The organism is Providencia sp. PROV040, from assembly GCF_032706145.1.
In the GTDB taxonomy this organism is placed as follows: Bacteria; Pseudomonadota; Gammaproteobacteria; order Enterobacterales; family Enterobacteriaceae; genus Providencia; species Providencia hangzhouensis.
On record NZ_CP120530.1, the window covers coordinates 3,846,231 to 3,871,540 of the forward strand.

32 protein-coding genes and 1 tRNA gene are annotated in these 25,310 nt (G+C 44.8%); 29 read left to right on the forward strand and 4 right to left on the reverse strand.

The genetic code is table 11. The features are described 5' to 3' along the window. Positions 1 to 26 precede the first annotated feature (26 nt). The 25 genes from P3L40_RS17850 (at position 27) to P3L40_RS17970 (ending at position 18,069) form a co-directional block, all read left to right on the forward strand. Positions 27 to 1,058, forward strand: coding sequence for a phage major capsid protein, P2 family (locus P3L40_RS17850; RefSeq protein ID WP_210853332.1), 1,032 nt, complete (start codon positions 27 to 29; stop codon positions 1,056 to 1,058). A 38-nt stretch (positions 1,059 to 1,096) separates the two neighbouring features. Further along, a complete protein-coding gene (gene gpM / locus P3L40_RS17855) occupies positions 1,097 to 1,759 on the forward strand; it encodes a phage terminase small subunit (RefSeq protein ID WP_316927986.1) in 663 nt (220 codons plus the stop codon). 95 nt (positions 1,760 to 1,854) lie between these two features. Continuing rightward, a complete protein-coding gene (locus P3L40_RS17860; protein WP_210853328.1) occupies positions 1,855 to 2,307 on the forward strand; it encodes a head completion/stabilization protein in 453 nt (150 codons plus the stop codon). Further along, the gene (locus tag P3L40_RS17865; protein ID WP_210853326.1) at positions 2,304 to 2,774 is read left to right on the forward strand and encodes a phage tail protein; all 471 of its coding nucleotides are present in this window, start codon (positions 2,304 to 2,306) and stop codon (positions 2,772 to 2,774) included. Before P3L40_RS17860 ends, P3L40_RS17865 begins: the two co-directional genes overlap by 4 nt. Next, the gene (locus P3L40_RS17870) at positions 2,771 to 3,433 is read left to right on the forward strand and encodes a hypothetical protein (protein ID WP_210853324.1); all 663 of its coding nucleotides are present in this window, start codon (positions 2,771 to 2,773) and stop codon (positions 3,431 to 3,433) included. The genes P3L40_RS17865 and P3L40_RS17870 overlap by 4 nt, the downstream gene beginning before the upstream one ends. Before the next feature lie 24 nt (positions 3,434 to 3,457). After that, the gene (locus tag P3L40_RS17875) at positions 3,458 to 4,579 is read left to right on the forward strand and encodes a DUF2586 domain-containing protein (RefSeq protein ID WP_210853322.1); all 1,122 of its coding nucleotides are present in this window, start codon (positions 3,458 to 3,460) and stop codon (positions 4,577 to 4,579) included. Beyond that, entirely contained in the window at positions 4,576 to 5,031 is a 456-nt protein-coding gene (locus P3L40_RS17880; RefSeq protein ID WP_110731690.1) for a phage protein, read from the forward strand. Before P3L40_RS17875 ends, P3L40_RS17880 begins: the two co-directional genes overlap by 4 nt. Before the next feature lie 14 nt (positions 5,032 to 5,045). Then, complete coding sequence (locus P3L40_RS17885) at positions 5,046 to 5,348, forward strand: phage holin family protein (RefSeq protein WP_109911427.1); 303 nt, start codon at positions 5,046 to 5,048, stop codon at positions 5,346 to 5,348. Then, entirely contained in the window at positions 5,335 to 5,667 is a 333-nt protein-coding gene (locus P3L40_RS17890; protein ID WP_131680165.1) for a M15 family metallopeptidase, read from the forward strand. Before P3L40_RS17885 ends, P3L40_RS17890 begins: the two co-directional genes overlap by 14 nt. Next, complete coding sequence (locus P3L40_RS17895; RefSeq protein WP_247605838.1) at positions 5,667 to 6,065, forward strand: hypothetical protein; 399 nt, start codon at positions 5,667 to 5,669, stop codon at positions 6,063 to 6,065. Before P3L40_RS17890 ends, P3L40_RS17895 begins: the two co-directional genes overlap by 1 nt. Before the next feature lie 91 nt (positions 6,066 to 6,156). Further along, positions 6,157 to 6,417, forward strand: a complete 261-nt coding sequence (locus P3L40_RS17900; RefSeq protein ID WP_210853320.1) for a putative phage tail assembly chaperone — start codon at positions 6,157 to 6,159, stop codon at positions 6,415 to 6,417. Positions 6,418 to 6,449: 32 nt separating this feature from the next. Next, positions 6,450 to 6,608, forward strand: coding sequence for a DUF6890 family protein (locus tag P3L40_RS17905; RefSeq protein WP_196718330.1), 159 nt, complete (start codon positions 6,450 to 6,452; stop codon positions 6,606 to 6,608). Further along, entirely contained in the window at positions 6,605 to 8,680 is a 2,076-nt protein-coding gene (locus P3L40_RS17910) for a phage tail tape measure protein (protein WP_210853318.1), read from the forward strand. Before P3L40_RS17905 ends, P3L40_RS17910 begins: the two co-directional genes overlap by 4 nt. Next, on the forward strand, positions 8,673 to 9,005 hold the full coding sequence (locus P3L40_RS17915; RefSeq protein ID WP_210853316.1) for a DUF2590 family protein: 333 nt from the start codon (positions 8,673 to 8,675) through the stop codon (positions 9,003 to 9,005). Before P3L40_RS17910 ends, P3L40_RS17915 begins: the two co-directional genes overlap by 8 nt. Then, positions 8,995 to 10,179: a baseplate J/gp47 family protein gene (locus P3L40_RS17920; RefSeq protein WP_210853315.1), complete on the forward strand. Its 1,185-nt coding sequence runs from the start codon at positions 8,995 to 8,997 to the stop codon at positions 10,177 to 10,179. The genes P3L40_RS17915 and P3L40_RS17920 overlap by 11 nt, the downstream gene beginning before the upstream one ends. After that, positions 10,172 to 10,834, forward strand: coding sequence for a phage tail protein (locus P3L40_RS17925; RefSeq protein ID WP_210853314.1), 663 nt, complete (start codon positions 10,172 to 10,174; stop codon positions 10,832 to 10,834). Before P3L40_RS17920 ends, P3L40_RS17925 begins: the two co-directional genes overlap by 8 nt. A 3-nt stretch (positions 10,835 to 10,837) precedes the next feature. Continuing rightward, positions 10,838 to 12,139 carry a phage tail protein gene (locus P3L40_RS17930; protein WP_210853313.1) on the forward strand — a complete coding sequence of 434 codons (1,302 nt, stop codon included), beginning with the start codon at positions 10,838 to 10,840 and terminating at the stop codon, positions 12,137 to 12,139. Positions 12,140 to 12,147: 8 nt separating this feature from the next. Continuing rightward, the gene (locus P3L40_RS17935; RefSeq protein ID WP_210853312.1) at positions 12,148 to 12,447 is read left to right on the forward strand and encodes a collagen-like protein; all 300 of its coding nucleotides are present in this window, start codon (positions 12,148 to 12,150) and stop codon (positions 12,445 to 12,447) included. A gap of 8 nt (positions 12,448 to 12,455) precedes the next feature. Next, the gene (locus tag P3L40_RS17940; protein ID WP_210853311.1) at positions 12,456 to 12,761 is read left to right on the forward strand and encodes a hypothetical protein; all 306 of its coding nucleotides are present in this window, start codon (positions 12,456 to 12,458) and stop codon (positions 12,759 to 12,761) included. Next, positions 12,758 to 13,387 (forward strand): hypothetical protein, encoded by a 630-nt coding sequence (locus P3L40_RS25160; protein WP_410482064.1) that lies wholly within the window; start codon positions 12,758 to 12,760, stop codon positions 13,385 to 13,387. Before P3L40_RS17940 ends, P3L40_RS25160 begins: the two co-directional genes overlap by 4 nt. Positions 13,388 to 13,389: 2 nt before the next feature. Next, positions 13,390 to 13,740, forward strand: a complete 351-nt coding sequence (locus tag P3L40_RS17950) for a tail fiber assembly protein (protein WP_210853308.1) — start codon at positions 13,390 to 13,392, stop codon at positions 13,738 to 13,740. Further along, positions 13,737 to 14,483 carry a hypothetical protein gene (locus tag P3L40_RS17955; RefSeq protein ID WP_210853306.1) on the forward strand — a complete coding sequence of 249 codons (747 nt, stop codon included), beginning with the start codon at positions 13,737 to 13,739 and terminating at the stop codon, positions 14,481 to 14,483. Before P3L40_RS17950 ends, P3L40_RS17955 begins: the two co-directional genes overlap by 4 nt. Beyond that, positions 14,449 to 14,988 carry a hypothetical protein gene (locus P3L40_RS17960; RefSeq protein WP_210853304.1) on the forward strand — a complete coding sequence of 180 codons (540 nt, stop codon included), beginning with the start codon at positions 14,449 to 14,451 and terminating at the stop codon, positions 14,986 to 14,988. Before P3L40_RS17955 ends, P3L40_RS17960 begins: the two co-directional genes overlap by 35 nt. 5 nt (positions 14,989 to 14,993) lie before the next feature. Then, on the forward strand, positions 14,994 to 16,667 hold the full coding sequence (locus P3L40_RS17965) for a hypothetical protein (protein WP_210853302.1): 1,674 nt from the start codon (positions 14,994 to 14,996) through the stop codon (positions 16,665 to 16,667). A 577-nt stretch (positions 16,668 to 17,244) separates the two neighbouring features. Further along, complete coding sequence (locus tag P3L40_RS17970) at positions 17,245 to 18,069, forward strand: metal-binding protein (RefSeq protein WP_210853300.1); 825 nt, start codon at positions 17,245 to 17,247, stop codon at positions 18,067 to 18,069. Between the two features lie 130 nt (positions 18,070 to 18,199). On the opposite strand, the gene P3L40_RS17975 is transcribed toward P3L40_RS17970, so the two are convergent. Next, entirely contained in the window at positions 18,200 to 18,565 is a 366-nt protein-coding gene (locus P3L40_RS17975) for a hypothetical protein (protein WP_210853298.1), read from the reverse strand. Between the two features lie 127 nt (positions 18,566 to 18,692). Continuing rightward, positions 18,693 to 18,769 (reverse strand) — tRNA-Ile (locus P3L40_RS17980). A 411-nt stretch (positions 18,770 to 19,180) separates the two neighbouring features. Between P3L40_RS17980 and P3L40_RS17985 the strand changes: the two genes are divergently transcribed. Continuing rightward, entirely contained in the window at positions 19,181 to 19,462 is a 282-nt protein-coding gene (locus P3L40_RS17985; protein WP_228677460.1) for a hypothetical protein, read from the forward strand. On the opposite strand, the gene P3L40_RS17990 is transcribed toward P3L40_RS17985, so the two are convergent. Continuing rightward, positions 19,398 to 19,994, reverse strand: coding sequence for a GNAT family N-acetyltransferase (locus tag P3L40_RS17990; protein WP_110592561.1), 597 nt, complete (start codon positions 19,992 to 19,994; stop codon positions 19,398 to 19,400). The genes P3L40_RS17985 and P3L40_RS17990 overlap by 65 nt on opposite strands. Before the next feature lie 224 nt (positions 19,995 to 20,218). Between P3L40_RS17990 and P3L40_RS17995 the strand changes: the two genes are divergently transcribed. The 3 genes from P3L40_RS17995 to P3L40_RS18005 all read left to right on the forward strand — a co-directional run bounded on the left by P3L40_RS17995 (position 20,219) and on the right by P3L40_RS18005 (position 23,859). Continuing rightward, positions 20,219 to 22,240 (forward strand): NADPH-dependent 2,4-dienoyl-CoA reductase, encoded by a 2,022-nt coding sequence (locus P3L40_RS17995; protein ID WP_210853272.1) that lies wholly within the window; start codon positions 20,219 to 20,221, stop codon positions 22,238 to 22,240. A 151-nt stretch (positions 22,241 to 22,391) separates the two neighbouring features. Continuing rightward, positions 22,392 to 23,309 (forward strand): GTP cyclohydrolase FolE2, encoded by a 918-nt coding sequence (gene folE2 / locus P3L40_RS18000; RefSeq protein WP_004258092.1) that lies wholly within the window; start codon positions 22,392 to 22,394, stop codon positions 23,307 to 23,309. Then, the gene (locus tag P3L40_RS18005) at positions 23,299 to 23,859 is read left to right on the forward strand and encodes a carbonate dehydratase (protein WP_004258097.1); all 561 of its coding nucleotides are present in this window, start codon (positions 23,299 to 23,301) and stop codon (positions 23,857 to 23,859) included. Before folE2 ends, P3L40_RS18005 begins: the two co-directional genes overlap by 11 nt. Positions 23,860 to 23,934: 75 nt before the next feature. Here the strand turns inward: P3L40_RS18005 and sstT are convergent, their stop codons facing one another. Beyond that, complete coding sequence (gene sstT, locus P3L40_RS18010) at positions 23,935 to 25,188, reverse strand: serine/threonine transporter SstT (protein ID WP_004258100.1); 1,254 nt, start codon at positions 25,186 to 25,188, stop codon at positions 23,935 to 23,937. Between the last annotated feature and the right edge of the window lie 122 nt (positions 25,189 to 25,310).

The following is a 25,310-nucleotide window of genomic DNA, read 5'->3' on the forward strand; positions in this document are numbered from 1 at the left end:
TTACTGAATTTTGGAGAGGGATTTCCATGTTTTTAAACAATACGGCTAGAACGTATTTGAAAGGCCATAAATCAGGCCTTGAACGCTCATACAACATTGATGATGCGTCGAAATATTTTGCCATCACCGAACCGAAAGAAATTGCGTTACGTAAAGCGATTATGGAATCCGTTGAGTTTCTTAACTTGATTTACTGCGCTGACGTTGACCAATTGGCTGGCCAAGTGATTTCGGTGGGTAACCCTGGGTTATTCACGGGGCGTAAAAAAGGTGGCCGTTTCATGCGTGAAACGGGGATTGATGGCAATGAGTATAAATTAGCCGAAACTGACTCCGGGGCGTTTTTACCGTGGGATGTGCTGTCCGTTTGGGCAAACTCAGGCGGTGAAAATGAGTTTTACCAACGGATGCAAAATTTCGTTAATGAAAGCTTTGCCCTCGACATGTTGCGCATTGGTTTTAACGGTACCCACGTGGCCGATAGCACAGACGCGAAAAAGTACCCGAACGGGGAAGATGTGAACAAAGGGTGGCACCAAATCGCTAAAGAATGGGACGGGGGTAAACAAGTGATCTCCGAAGCCATCACTTTGGATGAAAAAGGCGATTTCCGTTCGCTCGATGCGATGGCACAAGAAGTGGTAAATACCTGTATTCCTGTGCAATACCGCACCGACCCACGCCTTGTGGTGTTAGTGGGCGCTGACTTGGTAGCCGCTGAACAGCATCGCTTATATCAAGCCGCTGACCGCCCAACGGAGAAAATTGCCGCGCAGTTGCTGGGAACTACCATTGCAGGCCGTGCCGCGTATATCCCACCATTTATGCCAGGGAAACGCTTAGTGGTTACGACGTTATCCAACTTGCACCTGTACACGCAGCGCAATACCCGCCAACGCAAAGCGGAATTTGTGGATGACCGTAAACAGTATGAAAACAATTACCTGCGTAACGAGGGCTATGCGTTGGAATACCCTGAGCTGTACGGGGCAATTGATGAGTCAGCGGTCACTATCGGTGAACTCGTTGAGCCGAAAGACACGGTAGAGACAGAGTAATGCTATCACCTGGTCAACGACACCGTTTAAAGGTGGAAATGCGCCAAAAGCTGGAGCAGCAACAAGCGATTGCCATTGCCGATGGCGAAAGTATGCACTTACAAGCGCGTGCTGTTGACAAGGATGCTGCACGGCTCAAAGGGATGACCAACGCAGAACGCACCGAGATAAAACGGCAGGAATTTTTGCCCAATTATCTGCCGACTGCCCAGCGTTATCTGGACGACGGGAAAATCTATAAAAACCCGATTTTTGCCTACTGTGTCGTGTGGCTGTTTGATGTGGGGGAATTCCAGCAAGGATTGGATTGGGCGGACATCGCCATTGAGCAAGGACAGCTCACCCCGACAGGTTTTAAAAGTGGTTTTCCTGCCTTTGTGGCTGACACCATCTTGCAATGGGCGCAGCTTGAAACGGAAGCAGGTCATGCCATTGAGCCCTATTTTTCACGCACGTTTCACAACGTCACTGAAAAATGGCGCATCCACGAAAAGATTAAGGCCAAGTGGTACAAGTTCGCGGCCTTGGAAATCCTCAAAGGGGATAACAGTGAAGCGAAAGCCAGTGCCATTGATAACGTGGATGATTTAGAAAAAGCCGATGCTTACCTTGCGAGGGCGCATCAGCTTAACCCGAAAAGTGGCGTAAGAACCCATCGCACACGCATTGCTATGCGGCTGCGGGCACTTACTGCCGAATGACTACCGCAAGCCAAGTGGGCGCAGCTGAGGCAATGCAATTGATTGCAATTGGCCGTGGAAGCTGGCCTTGCCCACTTTTTAATTAAGGACAGCCCATGTTTGATGGTAATAGCGGTAATTATCGCCAAGAAATCATTACCAATGACGGTTTTTGGCCAGATGTGGATTTACTGGAGTTTCAAAAAAGCCGTTCGCTACCGACCAGTATCGATACGGATTTTTTGGCCGATGCACTCCTGAACACCATCACGGAAATCAATGGTGAGCTGATAAGTGTGAAAAATCAGCACCACGCCAAAGGGTACCAGCAAGCGGCAAAAGTACCTGGTGTGCAACGTAATGGCCGCAATGCGTTATGTGCGCAGTATTTAAAAGCGGTGTTTGCGCGAGCCAAAGCAGATTTACTGGGGGAATACAGCTCCATTGTGAACCGCGCCCCAAACTCGCAGCAAGAAAGCCCTGAACTGCGTAACCGCCTGTTAGCGGAATCTTCATTAGTGATCCGCAATATGAAAGGCTTAAAACGTGCCACGGTAACCATGATATGAGCAAATTGCAGCAATTAACCGCTTTTTTAAAGGCTAACTTGCCCGATGGTGTGTGCAATGTGGAATTTTCCAGTGTGATGGACAGCATTCAGTTTATCCCTGCGCAGCGCGATTTGGGCAATGACCAATACCGAATGCACATTAAACAATATGACGCGACGATTGCGTGGGGGCGTTTCCCCTATCGCCAAGTAAACCCTGATTATATCGGTATCTTGATTGATGCATGGCTCAATGAAAATGACGATATCGATGATATTCAACTGGATTTAGAACGCCCATCCATGGATGTGGATTTAAACGAAAGCCACCAAGCGGTGGTGATAGTTACGCTGCAATTGGCAGAGAACGTCAACATGCGAGAGGACGAAAACGGCATTGTCCCGATGGATGGTAAGCGCTGGACGCTGTGCGACCCCGATGTGTGGATTGCGCAAGAGGCTGATATTGCAGGTGTTCACGCATGATAAGCGGCCAGTTAAACCAAACCCAATTTAACACGCTACAAGAGGCACTTAAGCGGTTTGATTTAACGCCGAAAAAACGCCAACGCTTGTTATGGCGTATAGCCAAATATGGTGTGATTGCTGCGGCAAAACGCAACGTTCGCAACCAACAAACACCCGAGGGCGAACCGTGGCAACAACGCCAGGGAAACTGGCGCAAAAAGATGCTGCGCAATATGCCTAAAGTGCTGCACATCAAGGAATTGCCCGAAACCGAAAGTGTGCGAATTTACCTCAAAGGGGGCAAATACCGCAACGGGAAAAAACAGATCCCTGCGGGGGTTGTGGGTTACTCACAACAACATGGGATGAATGTGACCGTGAATAAATCCAGCTTTAAATCTGAGCGCGATAAAACACGGCCTGCCACCAAGAAGCAAGCCAAAAAGTTACGGGCGCTGGGGTACAAAGAACGTAAAGGCTGGCGAAAACCACCTGTTAAAGCCATTGAAAGCGGGATGAGCTTTGCTAAAGCAGGTTTATTAATTCGTACCTTAAGCGATGAAACGCCGCAAAATTCATGGGTGATTGATGTGCCAGCCCGTGAGTTTTTGGGCATCAATCAAGATGAATTTGAAAAAGCCCTCGCACGGCAACTGCAAGGGATTGGATTTGGTTAAACAACCATAAAAGAGGGATTTTTTATGACATGGCCATCTGTACAGGTGAACCAAGTAAATCAGTTACAAGGGGAAACCAAAGAGGTTGAACGCACGGTATTGTTTGTGGGTACGGGCAATGCCAACGTGGGCAAAACGGTTTCCGTCAATACGCAAACGGATTTTGATGATGTGTTAGGCCGTGAAGATAGCGACCTGAAACGTAATGTGATGGCCGCCATGAATAATGCGGGGCAAAACTGGTCGGCTTATCTTCATGTGCTAGCTATCGATTCTGAGCCGCTGGGGTTTGTGAATGCAGTGATTGCAGCACAAGACGTGGCCAGTGTAGAGGGTTACGTTTTACTGACCACTGCGAGCAAAGAAGTCATTGATGCGGCTAATACCTTGCGTGAAACCTTAATCGCCAAATATGGCCGCTGGGTATGGTCAATCATTACCGTGGATGCCCCCACCAAAGACGAAAGCTGGCCAGATTATGTCGCACAAGTCATTGCACTACAAAAAGGCATTGCCGCCCCGTCAGTGCAACTGGTACCGCAACTGTGGGGTAAAGAAGCGGGTGTATTAGCAGGCCGTTTATGTACCCGTTCGGTGACCATCGCGGACACGCCAGCACGAGTAAAAACAGGTGCATTAAAAGACATGGGCGCAACGCTCCCCCTTGATGGCACAGGAAAAGAGATTGATTTAGCGACTTTGCAGGCGTTAGAGAAAAATCGCCTCAGTGTGCCGATGTGGTACCCCGACTACGACGGTTTGTACTGGGCAGATGGCCGCACGTTAGATGTAGAAGGCGGTGATTTTCAAAACATCGAAAACCTGCGCATTGTCGATAAAGTGGCGCGAAACGTGCGTATTCGTGCAATTGCCAAAATTGGTGACCGTAGCTTAAACAGTACGCCCAATTCCATTGAAACTCACAAAAGTTATTTTGCTCGTGTGATGCGTGAAATGGCACGCTCTAGCCAAATCAACGGCATTACGTTCCCTGGGGAATGCAAACCGCCACAAGATAGCGATGTAGTGATCACTTGGATGAGTAAAACCAAAGTCGCGGTCTATTTTGTGGTTCGCACCTATGAATGCCCGAAAGGCATTGAAGCGAGTGTGATCTTAGATACCAGCTTGGAGGGTGCAGCATGAGTAAACGGATTTCGGGTCAGTCGTTTGATTTCAACTTAGACGGCTCACTCATTCATGTTGAGAAATCAACGTTAAACCTTACGGATAACACAGGCGTCGCCCAAACTAATGGCGTGCCCGACGGTTGGGTTTCGGGGGATGTGTCTGCCGAGGGTGAGCTGGAATTTAGCACCAAAGCGTTAGCCATTTTAAAAGCCAAAGCCCGTGCAGCAGGCTCATGGCGCAGCATCCCCGAAGTGGATTTGATGTGGTACGCCAAAGCAGGCGGAGAGGAAATGAAAGTGGAAGCCTTTGGCTGCAAATTGCTGTTATCGGACATTTTAGACCATGACCCAAAAGGTGGCACCACGGTCAATTTAAAAGTGAAATTCCTTGTCACCAGCCCTGATTTTGTGCGCTTGGATGGCATTCCTTACCTTGAGTCAGAATTGACAGACAAATTAATCGGTTAAAAGGAAAAGTGTTCATGGAAGAACATGAAAAAACATTTATCACTTTGTTTTTTATGGGGGTGCTTATTGCCGTTGGCAAAATCCTCACCAGTGACGAACAAATTACCGCCCGCTTATTTTTCGGGCGTGTCTTTCTGGGAGCAGCAATTTCAGTCATGGCAGGTGCCGCGCTGATTTGGTTTCCCAATATCTCACCTTTAGCGGTCACGGGGATTGGTACCGCTTTTGGGATTGCAGGTTACCAGTTAGTTGAAATGTGGCTTAAAAAGCGTGGAAAAGCGTTATTACAAGGAAAGTTAAAAGATGACATTAAGTGAGAAACAAGCCTTATTCACCGTAATGATTGGCAGGCTGATTTTATGGGCAGATGAGCACGGTTACCGCCTGACCTTTGGTGAAGCCTTTCGCACCACCGAACAAGCCAGCAATAATGCCAAAACAGGCAAAGGCATCAAAAACAGCTTGCACACCTCACGTTTAGCTGTGGACTTTAATTTATTTATCAACGGCCAATACCGTGAAGATACCCCAAGTTATTTGCCTCTAGGCGAATATTGGGAGTCTATTGGGGGCACTTGGGGCGGCCGTTTTAACGATGGCAACCATTTCAGCTTAGCCCATAACGGGGTGAAGTAATGGCCAAACAACTTGCGCTGGTGTTCGCGCTAGGGATAGCGGCCTTTGGCGCAGGTTGGTGGGTGAACGGGCTTTATCACGACAGCTTACAACTCAATATTGAACGCGCTGCCAAACAAGCAGGCGATAAAGCCCGAGCCGAAGCACAAGCCATTTCCCGTGAATCGGCGCGTCAGCTTGAAAACCAATTGGAGAATATCGCCAATGCGACGCCCAAGGAAATCAGAACCGAAGTTATTAAACCTGTGTTCACTAATGTGTGTGTTAGCCCTGAGTTTGTCAGCTTGTACAACCGCGCCACCGATCGTATCGAGCGAGAGTTATCAGGAAAATCTGTTAACCAAGTGCCCAATCTTGTTGCCGAGACTGAACGGGCAAACGGGCAAGCACATCAGTGAGCCATTAGAGCTGTTTTTAACCTTGTACGGCAATTGTGCCGCACGTCATAACCAGTTAGTGGATGACATTAACCGCAAAAGGAATTGAACCATGAACCAACCAATCACATTAGACATCGCAGGAAAAGATTACCGTTTCGAACCCAACATGACCGCCTATAACGGGTTTATCAATGAAATGGCGATGGACAATAAAATTGCCCCTGCCCACACCTATTTACGCCGCATTGTGGTGAAAGACGACAAAGACGCGCTCGATGAACTGTTAAAACAGCCAGGTGCCGCACTGCAAATCGCTTCATCCATCAATGAGCAATACGCCCCGAAATTGGACATTAGCGTAAAAAACTGAGGGCACGGGTTGAATCTATTGAGCGTAATGAGTTGGAGCAATTTATTGCGCTGCGTCGTCATTACTATCCTCATGATAGTGACGAAATTGATAGTTTGGCTCGTGCTGCATGGCTGAATAACCAACACTGGGAAAATATGCGCATTGCCGTGGCCAACGGCATTGCACTGGCGTTAAAGGGTGATAAATGAACTCATTAGATTTTACCTTAAGCTTAATTGATAACGTGACACAGCCGTTAAAACAGGCACAGTCTGCGTTATCCAATTTTGCCAATGAGAGTCAAAAAGCCTTTACCCAAAGTGCCATTGGCGTGGCAGGGTTAGCCGGTGCGTTATTTTCCTTAAAAGGCCTACTAGACCCCGCGCTGCAAATGAATGAAGCACTACAAACCGCCAGTTTACAAGGTGTGGATGCTAGTGCGATGAAAAACGTCACCCAAGCGGCCATGAAGTTCAGTGCGCAATATGGCAAGTCCTCGGTGGAGTTTACCCAATCTGCGCTCACCATCCGCAAAGCCATTCAAGGCGTAGCTGATAACGAACTGCCTTATTTAACCACGGTGACCAACACCACGGCCACCGCCTTAAAAAGTACCGCAGATGAAACTACTGCCTATATGGGGCAAATGTTTTCGCAGTTTTCCACCTATGCCAACCAAGTCGGCAAAAGCCAATTTGCCGAAGAACTGGCGGGCAAAGCCCTGTATATGTCGCAAACCTTTGGTACCTCAATGGCGGACATTACAGGGTTAATGGAGGGCGCAAGGTCGGCAGGGACTCACTTTGGTGTGGGTATCGATGAACAGTTGGCCGTGTTGGGGGAATTACAGCGCACATTGGGCAGCGAAGCCAGCAGCGCCTATGAGGGCTTTATGACGGGAGCTGCGGATGGCGCTAAAAAACTGGGGCTAAGCTTTGTCGATGCGTCGGGAAAAATGAATTCCTTGCCTGAAATGTTAGGCAAGTTACAGCAAAAATATGGCGCGAATATTGATGGCAGCCTCAAGGCGCAAAAAGAGATTGAGGCCGCGTTTGGGGATTCGGCCATTGTGGTGAAGCAACTCTATGGCGATGTGGATGTGTTACGCAAAAATATCACCGCCCTGGGCGCGAACGATGGCATGAAACGTACCCGTGAAATGGCTGAGCAATTGGCCGACCCGTGGGAACGCTTAATGGCCATTTGGACTAACGTGCGCGTGGCCGTGGGGATGACGCTGTTGCCTGTCATTACCCCATTGGTGAATAAAATCGCGGAGATGGGGCAAACCGTTCAACGTTGGCTCACCTTGTTTCCCAATATCGCTAAGTACGTGGGCTATATCGCTACCAGTATCACTGGCGTGGCCGCTGCGGGAGCGATGGCCAATATCGTGATGGGGATCAGTAAATTTATTTGGGCGGGACTCGTGGTGGTCTGGAAACTGAGCCTTGCGACGTTGAAATTAATCCCTGGTGCCGTTTGGCTGGCCAATAAAGCGATGGTGATTTGGCAGGCCACTTTAAAACTTTTACGCGGTACCTTGTTGGCGCTACGGATAGCGGCCATCACCGCAGACATAGGCTTTAACTTGATGAGTTTGCCCATCATTTTGATTATTGGGGCGATTGCTTTACTTGGTGTGGGTATTTATTACCTGATTAAACACTGGGATGCAGTAAAGGCAGCCATCCAAGACACCACCACATTTAAAGTGTTGGCTGCGGCTGTGATGGCAGTTGGCCAAGTGTTTAGCAATGTTTGGGAATGGATTGGTCAAGGTTGGGAAACTCTGTGCAATTGGTTTGGTGAGTTTTCATTAACGGAAACCTTTGAGCCCGTCGCCAACAGCATCCGCGATATTTTCGGCAATGTGTGGGCATGGGTGAAACAGACCTTTGCCGATATCTATAACTCGTTTGTCGATACCTTAAATTATTTGCCAGGTGTTGAAATTGAACGCATGGAAATCAACACCCCAGCCGCCCAAGCCACCAATAGCGTGCCTGATGTTGAGGGCATGGCTGCGGTCGATATTATTCGCCAGCAACAATTGTTTATGCAGGCACAAGTTGAGCAAGCGGAGCCCATCACCAATACACAAATATTAACGGGCAAACAGCTCAAAGGCATTGATAAAAATGGCATTGGGAAAAATGCCGTGGGTTCAACAACCAGTCATGTCGATAACAGTCGAAATTATGAAAATGTGGTCATTAAAGTTGAAACAATGCCATCACCACAACAATTAACGGAATATGAGATGTTAGCGCATGGATAGCCAATACATTGATTTATTAATCACTCAGCGTGATTTTACGTTGAACTCAGGCAGTGAACCGATTTTGTGCAACAACCGTGTGTCTATTGCTCAAGATTGTGTTCACGCCATTATGGAAAGTGGCTTGGCCACACAATTGGTGGGCGAACGTAGCCCCACCTTACGGGCTGATATCCGTAACCAAATTGAGATGCTTGTGGAAAATGACGAGCGCATTGTCCCAGGGACAATTTCCATTTACGAAGAGTCGCCCGTGAAATTATGGATCACCGCTGACACTTACGATTTTGGCCGCATGGATGTGGGAGTGGATTATGGCGACTAAACCCGACATTGATTATGAAAAAGTCCTGCAAGATAGCGGGATGCCAACCACTGAGGCAGAAATTCACGCGCAATTTAACCAAGTGGTGGCCGATGAGGGGCTAGTGACCAATACCTCACGGATGTCCCCGTTTTGGCGACTGATTACTACTATCGTGACCAAACCCGTGATGTGGTTAAAAGATGCCTTGGTCAATGTGGTGATGCGCAATATGTATTTGGCCACCGCATCAGGGGCATGGCTTGATTTGTTTGCTTGGGGCGTCAACTTAACCCGCAAACCTGCCACCCAAGCCCACGGTGTCATTCGCTTTTATAAAGTGGTAGGCGCTAGCGCGGTCACCGTCCCCAAAGGCACCATCATCCAAACGGAGCGCATCGCGGGGGTGATTTACAGTGTGAGTACCACCCAAGCCGTGGAGATTGCCGCAGGCCAGCAAAGCCAGTTAATCCCTGTGATAGCAGATATGGCAGGCGGTGCGCATAACCTCGCCCCAGGCTATTTTCGTATTTTGCCCGTGGCTGTGGCAGGGATTGAGCAGGTGCAAAGTGAAAATGATTGGTTAACAACGCCTGGTGCAGATGCAGAAAGCGATGATGATTTGCGTGACCGCTGCCGCAACCAATTCAATTTAGTGGGAAACTACCACACGGATGCGGTTTATCGCGGCATGATAGCCAGCCTTGTTGGGCTTAGCATTGACCGTATTTTCTTTTTGCATGATGCGCCCCGTGGTGCGGGTACCGCCAACGCGTATTTGTTATTAGACAGTGGCGTGGCAAGCCAGCCTTTTATCGACCAAGTGAATGATTACGTGATGAAACAAGGCCATCACGGCCACGGCGATAATATGCAGTGCTTTGCCATGCCAGAAACACATCATGCGTTAGTTTTAACCTTATTCGTCGATAACCTCGGCAACTTTAGCGCGGAACAACTGAGCAGCTTAAAAAATGAGGTAAACGATTTGGTGCGCTGCGCCTTTCGTGAAAACAGTTTGTACCAGGTCAAACAGACATGGCCGTATTCACGGTTTTCATTTTCGAACTTGGGGCGCGAGCTGCACCGCCAGTTTAGTGATATTCAGTCACTGCATTTTTCTTTGGGGGATATTACCAGCGAGCTCAATGTCCCCCGCTTAACATCGTTAGTGGTTGAGGTGAAAAATGTCTGACTTTCACGAAAAGCTTAAACGCCTTGCACTGCCAAGTTGGATGGACAAAGGCGAACCCGCCAAGCTACTGGCGGCATTACGTCGCTTCTGGTCATTGATTTACGGCTGGCTAACGTGGCCATTGGCGCAATTAGACGCTGAAACCTGCACAGAGTCATTATTGAACTTGCTGGCCTATCAGCGAGATATTCAGCGCTTTAATGGTGAACCGCTGGACTTATACCGCAAGCGGGTGAAATACGCCTTTATCAATGCCAAAGACAGTGGCAGCGTGGCGGGGTTTATCGCCATTTTTGAACGGTTAGGCATTGGTAACGTACTGATTAAAGAGCGCCAGCCGCACATTGATTGGGACGTGATTATTCTCGTGCTCAATGATGAGCAGCTGTCACGCGCCCCTGATTTGCTGATCAACATCATTTACCAGTATGGGCGTACCTGCCGACGCTATCAGTTTGAAGTGATTAACGATTATCAACTGAATATGCGAGTGGGCAGCCTTGAGGGCGACTACATCAGCTATCACGCGAAATTACCCGTGCCTATTTTGACGCTGCGAGTCGGTGAAATCGCCAGTGATATTCAGATCAGTTATGCGACGCTGCAAGGAAGCAGCGCACCCAATATGACCTATGGGGCATCATTAAAAGGATAGATTATGTCATCAGTCATTACCCTTGAATTTGAGCACTACAAAGCGCAGGAAGCCGCAACGGGTAAGCCCATCATTTTAGATGAGTTTGTGTTTGCCTTAGTGCCAAATCTAGACCCGAAGAAACCCATTGAACGCACTGAACAACTGCCCGATGCCAAACACATCGTGCACCGTCAAGCAATTAATAAAGCGGGGTTAGTCAGTGAAAATGCCGTGGCTTACAGTGTGACATTAGGCACTGAAATCGGTGATTTCGAATTTAACTGGATTGGGTTGTTAAACAAAGCCAGCAATTCCGTGGCGATGATCACCCATGCCCCAACACAAAAGAAACTGCGCACACAAGGTGGCCAACAAGGCAACGTTTTAACCCGCTCATTTTTGCTGGAGTTTGACGGGGCGGCCAAAGATACCGCCATTAATACCACCGCAGAAACGTGGCAAATTGATTTCACCGCACGCTTAACGGGGATCGATGAAGTGCAGCGGCTGATTAATACTGACAGTTACGGTGAGGCGGCTTTCTTTGGCTCTGCCTTTGACGTCACCCGCGATGGTGAACAATTTACCGTGAATAGCGGTTTAGCCTATGTGGGCGGTTTGCGTGGCGAGCTAGCTAAAAGCCAAGTGTTTAATAAACTGCGCGATACCTATATTTATGCGGATTTTAGCTATCAAGGTAACTTACTCAGCCAATGGCAAACGGTGGTTAAACTCACCACGGGCAATCAACTCAAACACTATGTGGACAGCAGCGGTTATGCCCATTTTGTATTTGCCATCGCGGCGATTGATAAAACAGGCGCAATCACCGATTTACGCCCTCAAGGGGCGAAATGGGAACAAAGCATCGCGCAAATCAAGCAGCAATACGCGCTAAAAAGTGAAATGAAATCATGGCGCTATGTCGCCAAAGGAAATGAAACGACCCTCACTCCAAACGAGGTGTTTCATCACTGTTTGCTGTTTATTAATGGCCTTGAGCAATACGCCAATTATTCTTTTGCCGTTGAAAACAACACGATTTATTTAGCCGAGCCGTTGCTAAAAGACGACCACATTGAGGTAGTGATTAATGTGCCGGTAATTAGCCAACGTGCTTTACATACAGGCTCTGACACTGACGTGTTACGCAATGAAGTGGAGGCGCTCAGAACAACGGTGCATAACTTAAAGGGAAAGGATTTTATTAGTGCGGATAGCCGGAATTTAGTCGCTATTGGCACAGATGAAAATATTTTCATTTCAGAAAATGAATTGCAAAAAATTGCATCTATCGATGTTGAAGTTAAAACAAATCAGTGAGGGAACACATGCCAAAACCAAAAACAATTATATTGAATTTTAAAACCAGTGATGGAAAAACATTAAGTGCGGAGTTTGAACTATCAGACGGTGAATCCGCTTTTGAACTTTGGAAAAAGCTCCCAGGGAATGAAGCAAAAAATGAAACGCAATATTTTGCGGAACAAAAAGGTGCGCAGGGGGTAAAGGGAGATAAAGGTGACAAAGGTGACCGAGGGGCTCAAGGGGAAAAAGGCATTACTGGCACCACAGGCGCACAAGGTGCCAGTATCGTCAGCGTTTCAGTTCAAGTTAAAGAAAACCCGTGAGGTGATGCATGGCGAAAGGTCGCACGGTCACATTGACGTTTAAAAACAGTGCTGGCACTAACTTGCCACCTGTTTCTTTCGTCGTCAATGACGGTGAAAAAGGCGATAACGCCCATATTCAAGTGACGTCTATTATTCCGGCGGTCAAGGGTGGCGAGGTTTCCTTTAACATCGGCAACGTGGCGGTGTTATCGGTGCAAATTAATGGCATCACTCAGCCCCAAGGCTATGCGTACACGGTGGAGGGAACCACATTGTATTTGGCCGAAGCCTTGAAAAATGGCGATTTTATTTCTATTGAGGTAACAAAATGAGTAAACCAACAGGGAAGTTGATCCGATTAACCGCAGGGAATGTCGGTGCAGTGCCCGTCGAACGAAAAGTGAATAACAAACCGCTTAGCGCAGATATTTCGTTAAGTGCGGGGGATGTGGGGGCGTATAGCAAAACTGAATCCGATAATAAATATCAGCCTAAAGGTAATTATGCCCCAACAGGCAACTATGCCGTTAGAGGGGAAAGCTACACAAAAACGGAAAGTGACGGGCGTTATCAGCCAAAAGGAAGCTATCAACCGACAGGGAATTATGCGCTTAAAGGCGATAGCTATACAAAAGCAGAGAGTTATAACAGAACTGACATTGATAAAAAAATTGGCGCGGGTAGTGGCTTAGGTTATGGGCAGGATTGGGAAGATGTAAAAAGCCAACGGAAACATGGAGTTGTTTATACAAATACAACGAATAAGCCAATAATGATCAGTGTATTCACAAATGCGGACTCAACATTAACCGTTGATGTCCGTAAAAACTCAACTGCACCATGGGTAATTGTAGGCGCAGACTCAGCTAGAGGCGCAGTTCCAAATAATTTAATTATTCCTTCAAATTACCAATATCGGGTTAACTCTTATTTTGGGTATTGGGCGGAGCTAAAATAAACATGAAATACTTTAAAAATAACCTGCATGAAGTTTTTGCTTATGAATCTGATGGCTCACAAGATGCATTTATTGAAGATAACTTGATTGAAATTACAGAGAAAGAAGCACTAAAAATCACAAACCCACAGTTATCGAAAACACAATTAATAGGGATCGCGGATAGCCAAAAAGCCCATTTTTTAATAGAAGCATCAGATAAAATGGCACCTTATCAAGACGCCGTTGATTTAGGCATCGCAACGGATAAAGAGCTTGCACAATTAAACGCTTGGAAACAGTACCGTGTGGATTTAAATCGTATCGATATTGCAACCGCCCCCGATATCGCATGGCCAGAGAAACCCGAATGACTGAGCAACATTATCAGTGGCGTCAACAAAACATGAAAATGGCGGCAAGTTTGCCGCCGATCATCTGTTCTATTCTGCCCGTGCATCCGTTTATTTATGGTGTTGGGCAAACAAATAGCTCAGGCAGCTACCTCAGTCCCACCAATGCGATTAACCATTTAGCGGACAAGCTTACTGGCGCAGGCCATGTTTCGGTATTAGTACTGATGGTGACAGGGAAGTCATTTGCCGAATTTATGGAACACTTATCCGCTTTTTCGGCTGTCTTTCCGCTGCCTGTTTTTTCCCAAGTTGAGCGAATGGCCAGAACGGCACACACGTTGGCCACCACAAAAATGCAATTGCCAGGGAAAATGGCAGGCGGCTTGCCGTTACCACAATCCTTATCAACGGCAACCAGCCGCATGGCGTTAAACGCACAGTTAATTGAAACGGCAAAAGCAGCGGCAAGCCAGCCTAGCGGGTTGGATAGCATGAAATCAGCACTATCGGATTTCAGTAAACAAAAAGACAATGCCTTAAAACAGATGAGCGATGCCTTAAAGGGACTTTTAGGCCAATCAGCCACTGTTTGGGCGTTTTCAGGTACGGATAATGCCTCCGTTTTGGCCGATAAAATGCGAAAAAACATCCCTGAACCCGATGCAATATTTACCCTCGCCACCTTATTTGTCGGCAATGAAATTCACGCTTTAACAAGGATGTTAAATGACACAGACCATCACCCTTGCCCTGAACGGTGAAGCCATCCCACTAAAAAACTTGGCTGTAACGCCCAGTATGATGTTTCAGGACAAAGATCAATCAGGGCAATCTTCCAGTACAGCCGTGGCAGAGCAAGGCATCAAACCCAAAGAGCTTCGCATCACGGGTATTTTACCTTTTACAGAGCATAAGGCATTTTCGCGCCTTTTTGCTTTAGCGGAAGCCAAAGAAAACGGTAACTTAAAGCGCTATCGTGTGGCGAACTTGACGGCTCAAGCCATAAATTTTCGCATCGGTACATTCACCAATTCTATTGATGCCAGCAAAATTGAAGGGAAACAGGCGTGGCAAATTACCTTTACCTTACGTGAACATTTATCGGTATCAGAAAAACGCGAAGCCCGCGCTAACAGTAAAGTGGCCAGCAAAACACAAGGGGGCAGTGCAATAAAAGGCGGTCAATCAGGGGCACCGGATGAAACCGAGCAATTAACCTGGTTTGAAGAAAAAGTGTTAAAACCCATTAACGATTCGTTGGAGTAAAGGGAATGAAACCCATCAATCGACTGTATTTATCAGGGGATGAAATTCAGGTCACCGATATCAATATTATGTTAGAGCTCTCTGCCGCTGGGCGCGGCTTTGTGACCGTGAAAACCGATGAGGACTACACAGGGAAATTAGTGCGTCTTGATGTCGGTTATCCCGAATTATTATTGCGTTATTTCACTGGTTACGTTGAGCGGTCACAGCCCTCATCCAATGGGTTTCAACGGTTATTCATTCGTGAACTGGTTGGCGTGTTTGAACGTGAGTGGCCATGTTCCTTTCAGCATCCCACTTTGCGCACCATTACCGAACACCTGCAAAAAGAAAGCGGCTTAACTTTTCAATTACCCGATGCGCCTTATGCGGATGAGCCTATTCCTCACTTTACCCACAGTGGTACAGGTTACCAGTTGTTGGCCAACTTAGGGCATGTGTTCAATATTGGTGATTATGTGTGGCAGCAGCTCCCGAATGGTCATGTGTATGTGGGGAATTGGTCACATTCATTATTTGCTAATAACCCCGTAGAAATCCCGAATGAATTTGCCACCTCGCAGGCAGGCGGGAACAGCATGACCATCCCGATGGTGCAATCATTAAGACCAGGCGTGAATGCCAACGGAAAACGCCTGCACAAAGTGAACCTTATTAATGAAGATATGGCGCTTACGTGGGCAATCACCAATAAAATCACAGGGAAACCCGCTAATAAGAGCCCCGTTCAAAATCAAATTGATAATGCTTACCCTGAACTGTCCGCAGGTTTACACCTGCCAAAAACCGCCCGTATTGAAGCCCATAGTGAACCCGTTCGTGCCGGTGATATTTCCGACCCGTATCGCCCACGCTATGCGGTCGATGTACAATTATTGGATGCCAACGGTAAGCCATCCAGCGCACCAATTTACCGTGCCGTACCTTTGCCACTGCCGATGGCAGGGGGTGAAAGTGGCTTATTCCAATATCCCCCTGTGGGTACCGTTGTGGAAATTGCCTTTGAAGGTGGCCGACCTGATAAGCCATTTATTCGCCAAACTCTTAGCCAGGGAAACACGCTGCCCGATATCCAGCCAGGCGAACAATTGCAACAGCAACGCCAAGAGGTTTCCCAGCGCATCACCCAAGATGGCAGCTGGCAACGGCAAACCGACCAGACTATCAGTGAGTCATCCATGCATCGGCAAGTCACCGCAGACACCGAACAGAGCACTTTGGTCACCCGAGACACCACCATTCAAGCCACCGACAAAACGATGGTGCTTGGCACTGCAACATTACTTGCAGGTGCTATCCAACAGATAGCCGATGGAGATTACAGCATTGCATCTAAGGGCAGCTTAGTGGCGAGTATTAATCAGAATGCTAATATTGATATTGCAGAGGATGCCACACTCACCGTTGGCCAAAAGCTGATTGAAAAGGTTGGCGCACTTAAGCAAAGCATCGCGGGTACCAAACAAGAAATCATTGCACCGGTTGTTTGGATTGGCAGCCAAGAAATTAACGTGGCACAGCTAATGATTGATACATTGGATATCGTGAAAGAGTTGGCCGAACTCACCGCCAACCACAGCCACAGCAATACGGGAGCGCCATTGAATACCGATGTCATCAAGGGCACGGCAAATAAATCAGATGGCTTGAAAGAAAAGTATCAGCCAGTTATTGGTTGAGATACTGAACTGAAACCACTACACTTATTTTGTTAGTTGAAGAGTGTTCGATTTAGTTAAAAGGCCTAACCTCACCAGTTAGGTTTTTTAATGCCTCAAATCTACCTACCACAACACTATCCTAAGCGTACCAACAACCAAACCACATCAAGCAACCTTTCATTTGGATCACATCAACAGCATGGCGCAGGCGCAGCGCTACCCCACGAAATAAAGTCTCCCACCACGTAAAATGCACTACACCGCACCCGCCTGCACAATTTGGATCTAAACTTTATTTCAGTTTTGAAATTCTACAAAACATATCGCCAAGCCGCGCCAGCACTAGGGCGTTGACGAAAATCTCAAACTGAAATGTGTGCAAAGAATTTCAGGGGATTTCAGTTTTTGGATCACGGGATGGATCGCAATAAAAACATAACATAATGAAATATATAATTAAACTCTATTTTACGTAGGGTTTAATTGGTTCGAGAAGTTAACAATATAATATTAAAAAACTAATAATTTCACAGAGTTGAGTGGATTGTAAATTTGAAATAAGATAAAGCCATAAATCATAATTTAGGACTATATTGTGAGCAAAATATCAGAAAGGATAAAAGAGCTACAAACTTCCAAGCCGGAAGGATATTGCGTAGTATGCGATAGTTACACTAAGTTAACCTATGATCATGTTCCTCCACAGGGAGCTATTACAGTCACAAAAATAGAACAAAAACATGTAACTGAAATGATAGGTCTAAAAAAAGAATCCTTGAGAGGAGCCCATTCAACAAATGGGAGTAAATTTAGAACTGTATGCAAAGATTGTAATAGCCAAAAAATTGGGCTTTGTGACATGGAAGTAGCTAGAGTTAATAAAATACTTACACAAAAAATATCTGATTTTTTCTATTATAAAAATAATCCAAGTAATATAGTATCCACAAAATTTAATTCTATTGAGTATGCTCGAGCAATGATAGGCCATATTCTAACAGCTACAACGCCAAAAGAATGTGAATCACAAGATGGTACCACTACATACTTTACACCTTTAAAAAACTTTGTTTTAGGTGATAACACAGCAATAAATGAGACTCATGATATTTATTATTGGTTTTACCCAAGAGAGAGGCATGTTAGTGCAAAAATCGTGAACTTCTATAATGAAGGTCATTTTGCATTAATTAGTCTTTTGGCATTTTACCCTATCGCATTTTTAATCACTGAAAAAGGTAAGGGCATATATCCTGCTAATGCACTTAAATATACTTTAGGTATGGATTATTTATCCTTAGACCTATCAACAAATAACCTTGATTTCGTTGATTTTCCTTTCATTAAATTAGAAGATAATAATATGTATTTGCTAAATAGTGCTCAAGCAATTATGAGCTATCCAATAAAAAATAAATAAATAGAGCTTAACTTATAAAATTAAAATTTTAGATAGCCATGTTAATTATAAGTAATTAACTAATATAAAAAACAGCCTCATATAGTGCTTTCAATGGCTGTTTTTATACAAATCAAGAGAGGTCTTACACTTATCTATCCTCAGGCTCATCTCGTTTAGCAACACGAATACTCTCACTCGCCTCGATCAAGCGGATTGCCTCTTCCTCTGAATAACCGCTTAAATCGACAATTTTTTTATCTGCATAAACTTCAATTCTGACATTACGTTTCTGACCAAACATTTTTAATATCCCTATAAATTTTTTCGCCATCTCGCTTTTAGCTACGGTTTCAAATAATACACTTACAACACTTGGCGTATTTTTTGAAAAACACATCACTTCACCAGCATCCACGCCAGCTTGTTTACATTCTAGCAAAAATTCATCTTTGAGGTCAGAAGGTACAGACATGCGAATCGAACTGTATTTAGGGGTTACTTCGGAGTTACTCATATGCATAAGTCCTTAGAATCAATAACAGCAGTGAATCTCTGTCGCCATTTTGTCGCCATTGGCTTTTAGATACAAAAAAGCCACTTCTTTCAAAGTGGCTTAATGTGCTGATTTAACAGCTAAAATTTGGTGGCCCCTACTGGACTTGAACCAGTGACCAATCGATTATGAGTCGACTGCTCTAACCAACTGAGCTAAGGGGCCAAAGTGGAGAGGATTATACGTGTAGTTTTCGCTTAGGTCTAGTGTTTCGAAACCGTATGCTGAAATTGTGTTCAACCCAATAGCTCTTCTTATAATTCAATGCGATAGCATAAGCAATTACTATCATTTGAACGTCGTTTTCTACAATTTTAATCAGTTCTTCGATTTTTTATTTGAATGACTTTTTTGTACTTTATTTATATTTAATGCTTGCCAATATCGAATTAATAATAAAAACAACATCATAATGGCAACTAAATTTATTAAAAATTACTCATTCAAGCACTTGATGTAAAACAATATTTTTACATTACTGTTTTACTGCATAGTTTATAGATAATTCTCATATAGAACAAAAATGATGAAAAAAGTACATGCAGTTCAATATGGTTTTGGAAAAATAAGTAATTTTTGATCCGTTACTTGCAAGAACATGGTGCTGAAGTTGTGGCGGCTTTTGAAATCAATAAAGCGGTTATTGGCAAAAATATAGGCGAAATCACAAGAACGAGGCCAACAGAAGTAAAAGTACAAGCGCTACATAAAGCAGATAAAACCCTCGAAACGTTAAAGCTTGATGTTGGCATCATCGCCCACCTTTCGGTGGGCGACTTACCTACAACTAACCTTAGCGCGGTTTCACCATCTGCCATTCTAAGTGGTGTTTTACTGACGGCCACTCTGACTCGATAATGCTATATACACAGCTATCACGCAGTTCACCCGTTTTAGTTTTCATATGATTACGCAAGATACCATCGAGCTTAGCCCCTAACCGTTCAATGGCTCGACGACTTTGGCTATTTAAAAAATGTGTACGAAACTCCACTGCAACGCAATTTAATTCCTCAAAAGCATGCTTTAAGAGCAAATATTTAGCTTCTGTATTTAATGCGGTGCGTTGTACTTCTATTCCATACCAAGTGGCTCCGATTTCAACCCGCCTTACTGCATGGTCCACACGATTGTAAGAAGTAATACCAACTGGTTTACCGCTTCGTTTATCGATCACCACAAAAGGTAAGCATTCCTTTTTCTGGAAATTTTCCAGGCGCTTTTCCACATCTTGAGAGAAATGCTCAGGCTCAGGAACTAAGGCATACCACAAATTATTCAACCCATCTCGTCGAATGATATCTGCCAATTCGACATCATATTGGTGGGATAGAGGTTCAAGGCGAACGTATTCACCTTCTAAAGTAATAGCTTGGCAAATCTCTTTCATCATGGTTTCCCCTATATCGTTCTTTATGCTGTGTGTCTCTTTTTTTAATCTCTGTTTATGACATAAAAATAAAAAAACACCTATTTTTTTATGACACTCAGCTATTTAACCGAAAACATATGATAAAAATCACAAAATTTTAACATCTTTACCAAATTGCAGCTTCATTACGCTACAGTTAACTCATCTGACCTGTTAATGAAATCCCGAATGGGAGTATAATAATGAGCAATTTTCCACACCTTTTTACCCCACTTGATTTAGGCCATACCATCCTAAAAAACCGTATTTTGATGGGTTCAATGCATACTGGGCTTGAAGAGCACCCGCAAGGCAGCGAGCGGCTAGCGCATTTTTATCGCCTACGCGCTGAAAATGGTGTCAGTCTGATCATTACCGGTGGGATCGCCCCCAATCCAGAAGGGGCGCTTACCGCTCATGGCGCAGTATTAAACGATAAAAACCAGCTTTCATTTCATCAACAAATCACGGATGCCGTCCACCAAGCTGACGGTAAAATCGCCTTACAAATCTTACATGCAGGGCGTTATGGCCTGCATCCTAAATTAGTTGCACCAAGTCCTATTCAAGCAGAGATTATTCCATTCGCCCCCCGAGAACTCTCAACTGATGAAGTTGAAAAAACGATTGATGACTTCGTGACAACAGCCAAGCTAGCTCAACAAGCTGGCTATGATGGTGTCGAAATTATGGGATCCGAAGGTTATTTAATTAACCAATTTATCACCAAACGTACCAACCATAGAACCGATGAATGGGGTGGAAGTTACACAAACCGAATTCGTTTTCCCATTAAAATCGTACGGCGAATACGGGAAGCCGTTGGCGCTAACTTTATTATTATTTACCGGCTTTCCATGCTGGATTTAGTTGAAGATGGCTCAACGTGGGAAGAGGTTGAATTACTTGCCAAACAAATTGAAAACGCGGGTGCGAGTATGATCAACACCGGTATTGGTTGGCACGAAGCTCGAGTACCGACGATAGCAACGCAAGTTCCTCGCAGTGCATTTAGTTGGGTTACGCAAAAATTAATGGGGAAAGTGAATATTCCACTGATAACCACTAACCGCATCAATGACCCTTTTGTTGCAGAACATATTATTGCCAATCACCAAGCGGATATGGTTTCAATGGCTCGGCCGTTTCTGGCTGATGAAGCGTTTGTTCGTAAAGCCGCAGAAAATCGAGCAGATGAAATTAACACTTGCATTGGTTGCAACCAAGCCTGTCTCGACCTGATTTTTAGTGGAAAACTGGCCAGTTGTTTAGTTAACCCACAAGCTGTTAGGGAAATGGATTATCCCAACGAAAAAGCCGCACTGAGTAAATCCGTTGCGATTGTTGGTGCTGGGCCCGCTGGGTTATCTTGTGCAATTTACGCGGCAAAGCGTGGGCATCGTGTCACTTTGTTTGAAAAATCTAACCATATAGGTGGCCAATTTAACCTCGCTAAACAGATACCTGGCAAAGAAGAATTCCATGAAACCATCCGTTACTTTTGCCGCCAATTACAATTATTGAATGTTGATGTACGCCTTGAACAACAAGCCGATGTTGACTGTTTATCGGGGTTTGATGAAGTCATTATTGCAACGGGTGTCATCCCACGAAAAATCCAGCTCGAAGGGGTTGAGCACCATAAAGTCATTTCCTATATCGATGTCATCACCAAACAACGCTCTGTTGGAAAAAGTGTCGCTATTATTGGCGCTGGAGGGATTGGCTTTGATGTTGCTGAATTGCTAACCCAAGAAGGGAAAAGCAGCAGTTTAGATAATTCACTCTTTAATAAAGAGTGGAATATTGATACCACAATTCATTCTAAAGGTGGTGTATTACCCCCACAAAAAGTCCCTATGGCATCAGCTCGTCAATTGTATTTATTACAGCGGAAAAACAGTAAAGTGGGAGCAGGCCTCGGTAAAACAACCGGTTGGGTACATCGTTTATCACTAATGAAACGCGGTGTTCAAATGCTAAATGGCGTGGAATACATGCGAGTTGATGACGAAGGGCTCCATATTCGCTATCAAGATAAAACACAGTGCCTGCCTGTTGATAATGTCATTTTGTGTGCAGGGCAAGAGCCTTACCGCCCATTAAAAACACAACTAGCAGAACACGGGATCAACGCCCATGTGATTGGCGGTGCGGATGTTGCTGCAGAACTGGATGCCCGCCGAGCAATTGAGCAAGGGATGAAAACCGCATATCAGATTTAGCCTCTTCATATCCCCCTAAGATGAGCCTTTTATCTGAGGGGGAACTGCACTCCTTAACCTAACTGATATTTATACCTCTTTTTCTTCACCCTAAACAATTGTTATGTTATAACATAACCACTATTTGTAAGTTAAGAATGGCTGAGGGGTTATGACAGTATCAACTGAATTACGTTGTTCATCTTTACCGGATGCGCAAAAGGAAAATGATATTTATAGCAATATCAAGCTAGACTGGGTCGGTATGACAGGGATTGCTTTACCTATTGAGATAGCGGGTCGTCCAATCAACGCACTTGTTGATGTCGGTACTGATTTACAAGGACAGAAAGGAATACACATGTCCCGGCTGTATCAGACCTTAGATGGACTCACACAGCATGAACTAACCCCCAATTTGATTCAACAGGCTCTAGAGCAGATTTTAATATCCCATAGCCATGTATCATCGAAGTCATCTCTTCGACTTTATGGCGATATTTTATTATCTCGCCCTTCTTTAGTTTCTCACCAGCATGGATGGAAAGCATATCCATTTGAAATAAATGCAAATTTCAACAAATCATTTATTATCTGTTTAAAAGTTGGGGTTCCTTATTCATCGACATGTCCTAGTGCCACGGCACTCAGTACCCAAGTGATTCAACAACAATTTGCTATTGAATTTGAGGACGAGACACAACCATTATATCCCACTCAAGTTTTCAACTGGCTAGCTAAAAATGGGTTACCCGCTACACCACATAGCCAACGCAGCTGGGCATGGGTAACCATAGCGTTGAAAGCTAATCATAAAATATTTCCCATCATTGAATTAATTAATCAAATTGAAAACGTGCTTTCAACACCTGTACAAACTGTTGTTAAACGTAATGATGAACAAGCTTTCGCTATCGCAAATGCCCAAAACCTGATGTTTTGTGAAGATGCAGCGAGAAAACTAGTCATGGCTTTTCGTCATCAATGTCACTATGACGAAGTGAACATTAATATAGAGCATCAAGAAAGTTTACATGCACATAATGCAGTTGTTCACACGCACTGGAAACGGAGTACTCATGCTGCGTAAAAATCCATCAGGACACTCCCCTGTTATTTCAGAAAAAGCCTATATCGACCCTACCGCAATTATTTGTGGCAAAGTCATTGTTGAAGATTACGTGTATATCGGCCCATATGCAGTCATCCGAGCTGATGAACTCAATGAAGAGGGGGATATGTCACCGATAGTAATAGGCCCACATTCAAATATTCAAGATGGTGTTGTTATCCATTCTAAAAGTGGGGCTGGAGTACAAATTGGCTCACATACTTCAATAGCACATCGTGCCATTGTCCATGGCCCTTGTAATATTGCTACACGAGTATTTATTGGTTTTAATAGCGTTCTATTTAATTGCAAAATTGGGGAAAACTGTGTTGTTCGCTATAACGCTGTTGTTGATGGTTTAACGCTACCCCCTGCTTTATATATTCCATCCTGCGTACATGTAAATGCCCACAGTGATTTATCTCAGTTTAAGCAAGTTGACCGCGCCTCTTTGCAATTTTCAGAAGAAGTTGCCGCAACTAATGTGCAGTTAGTCGAAGGTTATCGCCGCTTACGTAATGAGTTTTAACTCAATAACCCACTAAAATAAGGGCAGAGTTCACTTTCGCTGTCTCTGCCCTTTCAAAATATATTTAATTAACAATTAATCACGATGAGATAGCCGCGCTTCAGCGTTAGCCAGTTTCTCATCTTCCGCTAAGCACACCGCTGCAGTAAATAACACGTCAGTTGAAGAGTTAAGCGCCGTTTCTGCTGAATCCTGTAATACGCCAATCATCACACCAACCGCGACCACTTGCATCGCAATTTCATTTGAAATACCGAACATGTTACAAGCTAATGGGATCAGTAATAGTGAACCGCCGGCAACGCCTGATGCGCCACATGCACACACCGCAGCAACCACACTTAATAACAGTGCCGTTGGGATATCAACTGGAATACCTAGAGTATGTACGGCGGCTAACGTCAGTACTGTAATCGTTACCGCTGCACCAGCCATATTAATGGTTGCACCTAATGGGATAGAAACAGAGTAAGTATCTTCATGTAGATTCATGCGGCGACACATCCCCATATTCACAGGGATATTTGCTGCTGAACTACGTGTAAAGAATGCTGTTACCCCGCTTTCACGTAAGCAAGCGAGAACTAATGGGTATGGGTTACGTTTCATTTTCCAGTAAACAATCAATGGGTTAACAATGAAAGCAACAATCAGCATACAGCCAATCAATACTGCGAGAACGTGAATATAGCCTTTTAAGGTTGCAAAGCCTGTCGTTGCGATAGTGGAAGCAACCAAGCCAAAAATCCCTAAAGGCGCTAAACGGATCACAACACGTACTAGTTGTGTTACTGCATTAGAAAAATCATGAACTAAAGTTTTTGTGGTTTCATTTGCATGGCGCAGTGCAATACCCAGCCCGATCGCCCACGCTAAAATACCAATATAATTGCCCTTAATCAGTGCGTCGATAGGGTTCGCAAATATATTGATTAGCAAGCCTTTTAACACTTCAGCAATATTACCCGGTGGATTTAGCTGTGTATCACCTACCGCTAAGACTAAATTTGACGGGAACAGGAAAGAACCAATAACGGCGACAACCGCGGCAAAAAATGTTCCTAAAATATACAACACCAGTATAGGTTTGATATTGGTTTTTTGCCCTTGGCGGTGGTTAGCAATGGATGACATTACTAACACCCAAACCAGTACAGGAGCAACAGCTTTTAACGCACTAACGAATAAATCCCCTAACAACCCGACATTTTTTGCAGCAGATGGCCATAACCATGCAAGCAAAATACCCGCTATCAAGCCAACCAGTATCTGTTTGACTAGACTACCTTGGCTAATAACTCGCCATAACCCTGTTTTATTTGTATCCATAATAGACCTATATTATTTATCTTTATTAGGAATTAAATGTGTTTGCACAGCAAGTATAAGGAATAATAGTCGCCTGAAAAGGCAATTATTCAAAATATACACAATGATTGACTTTGTTTAAC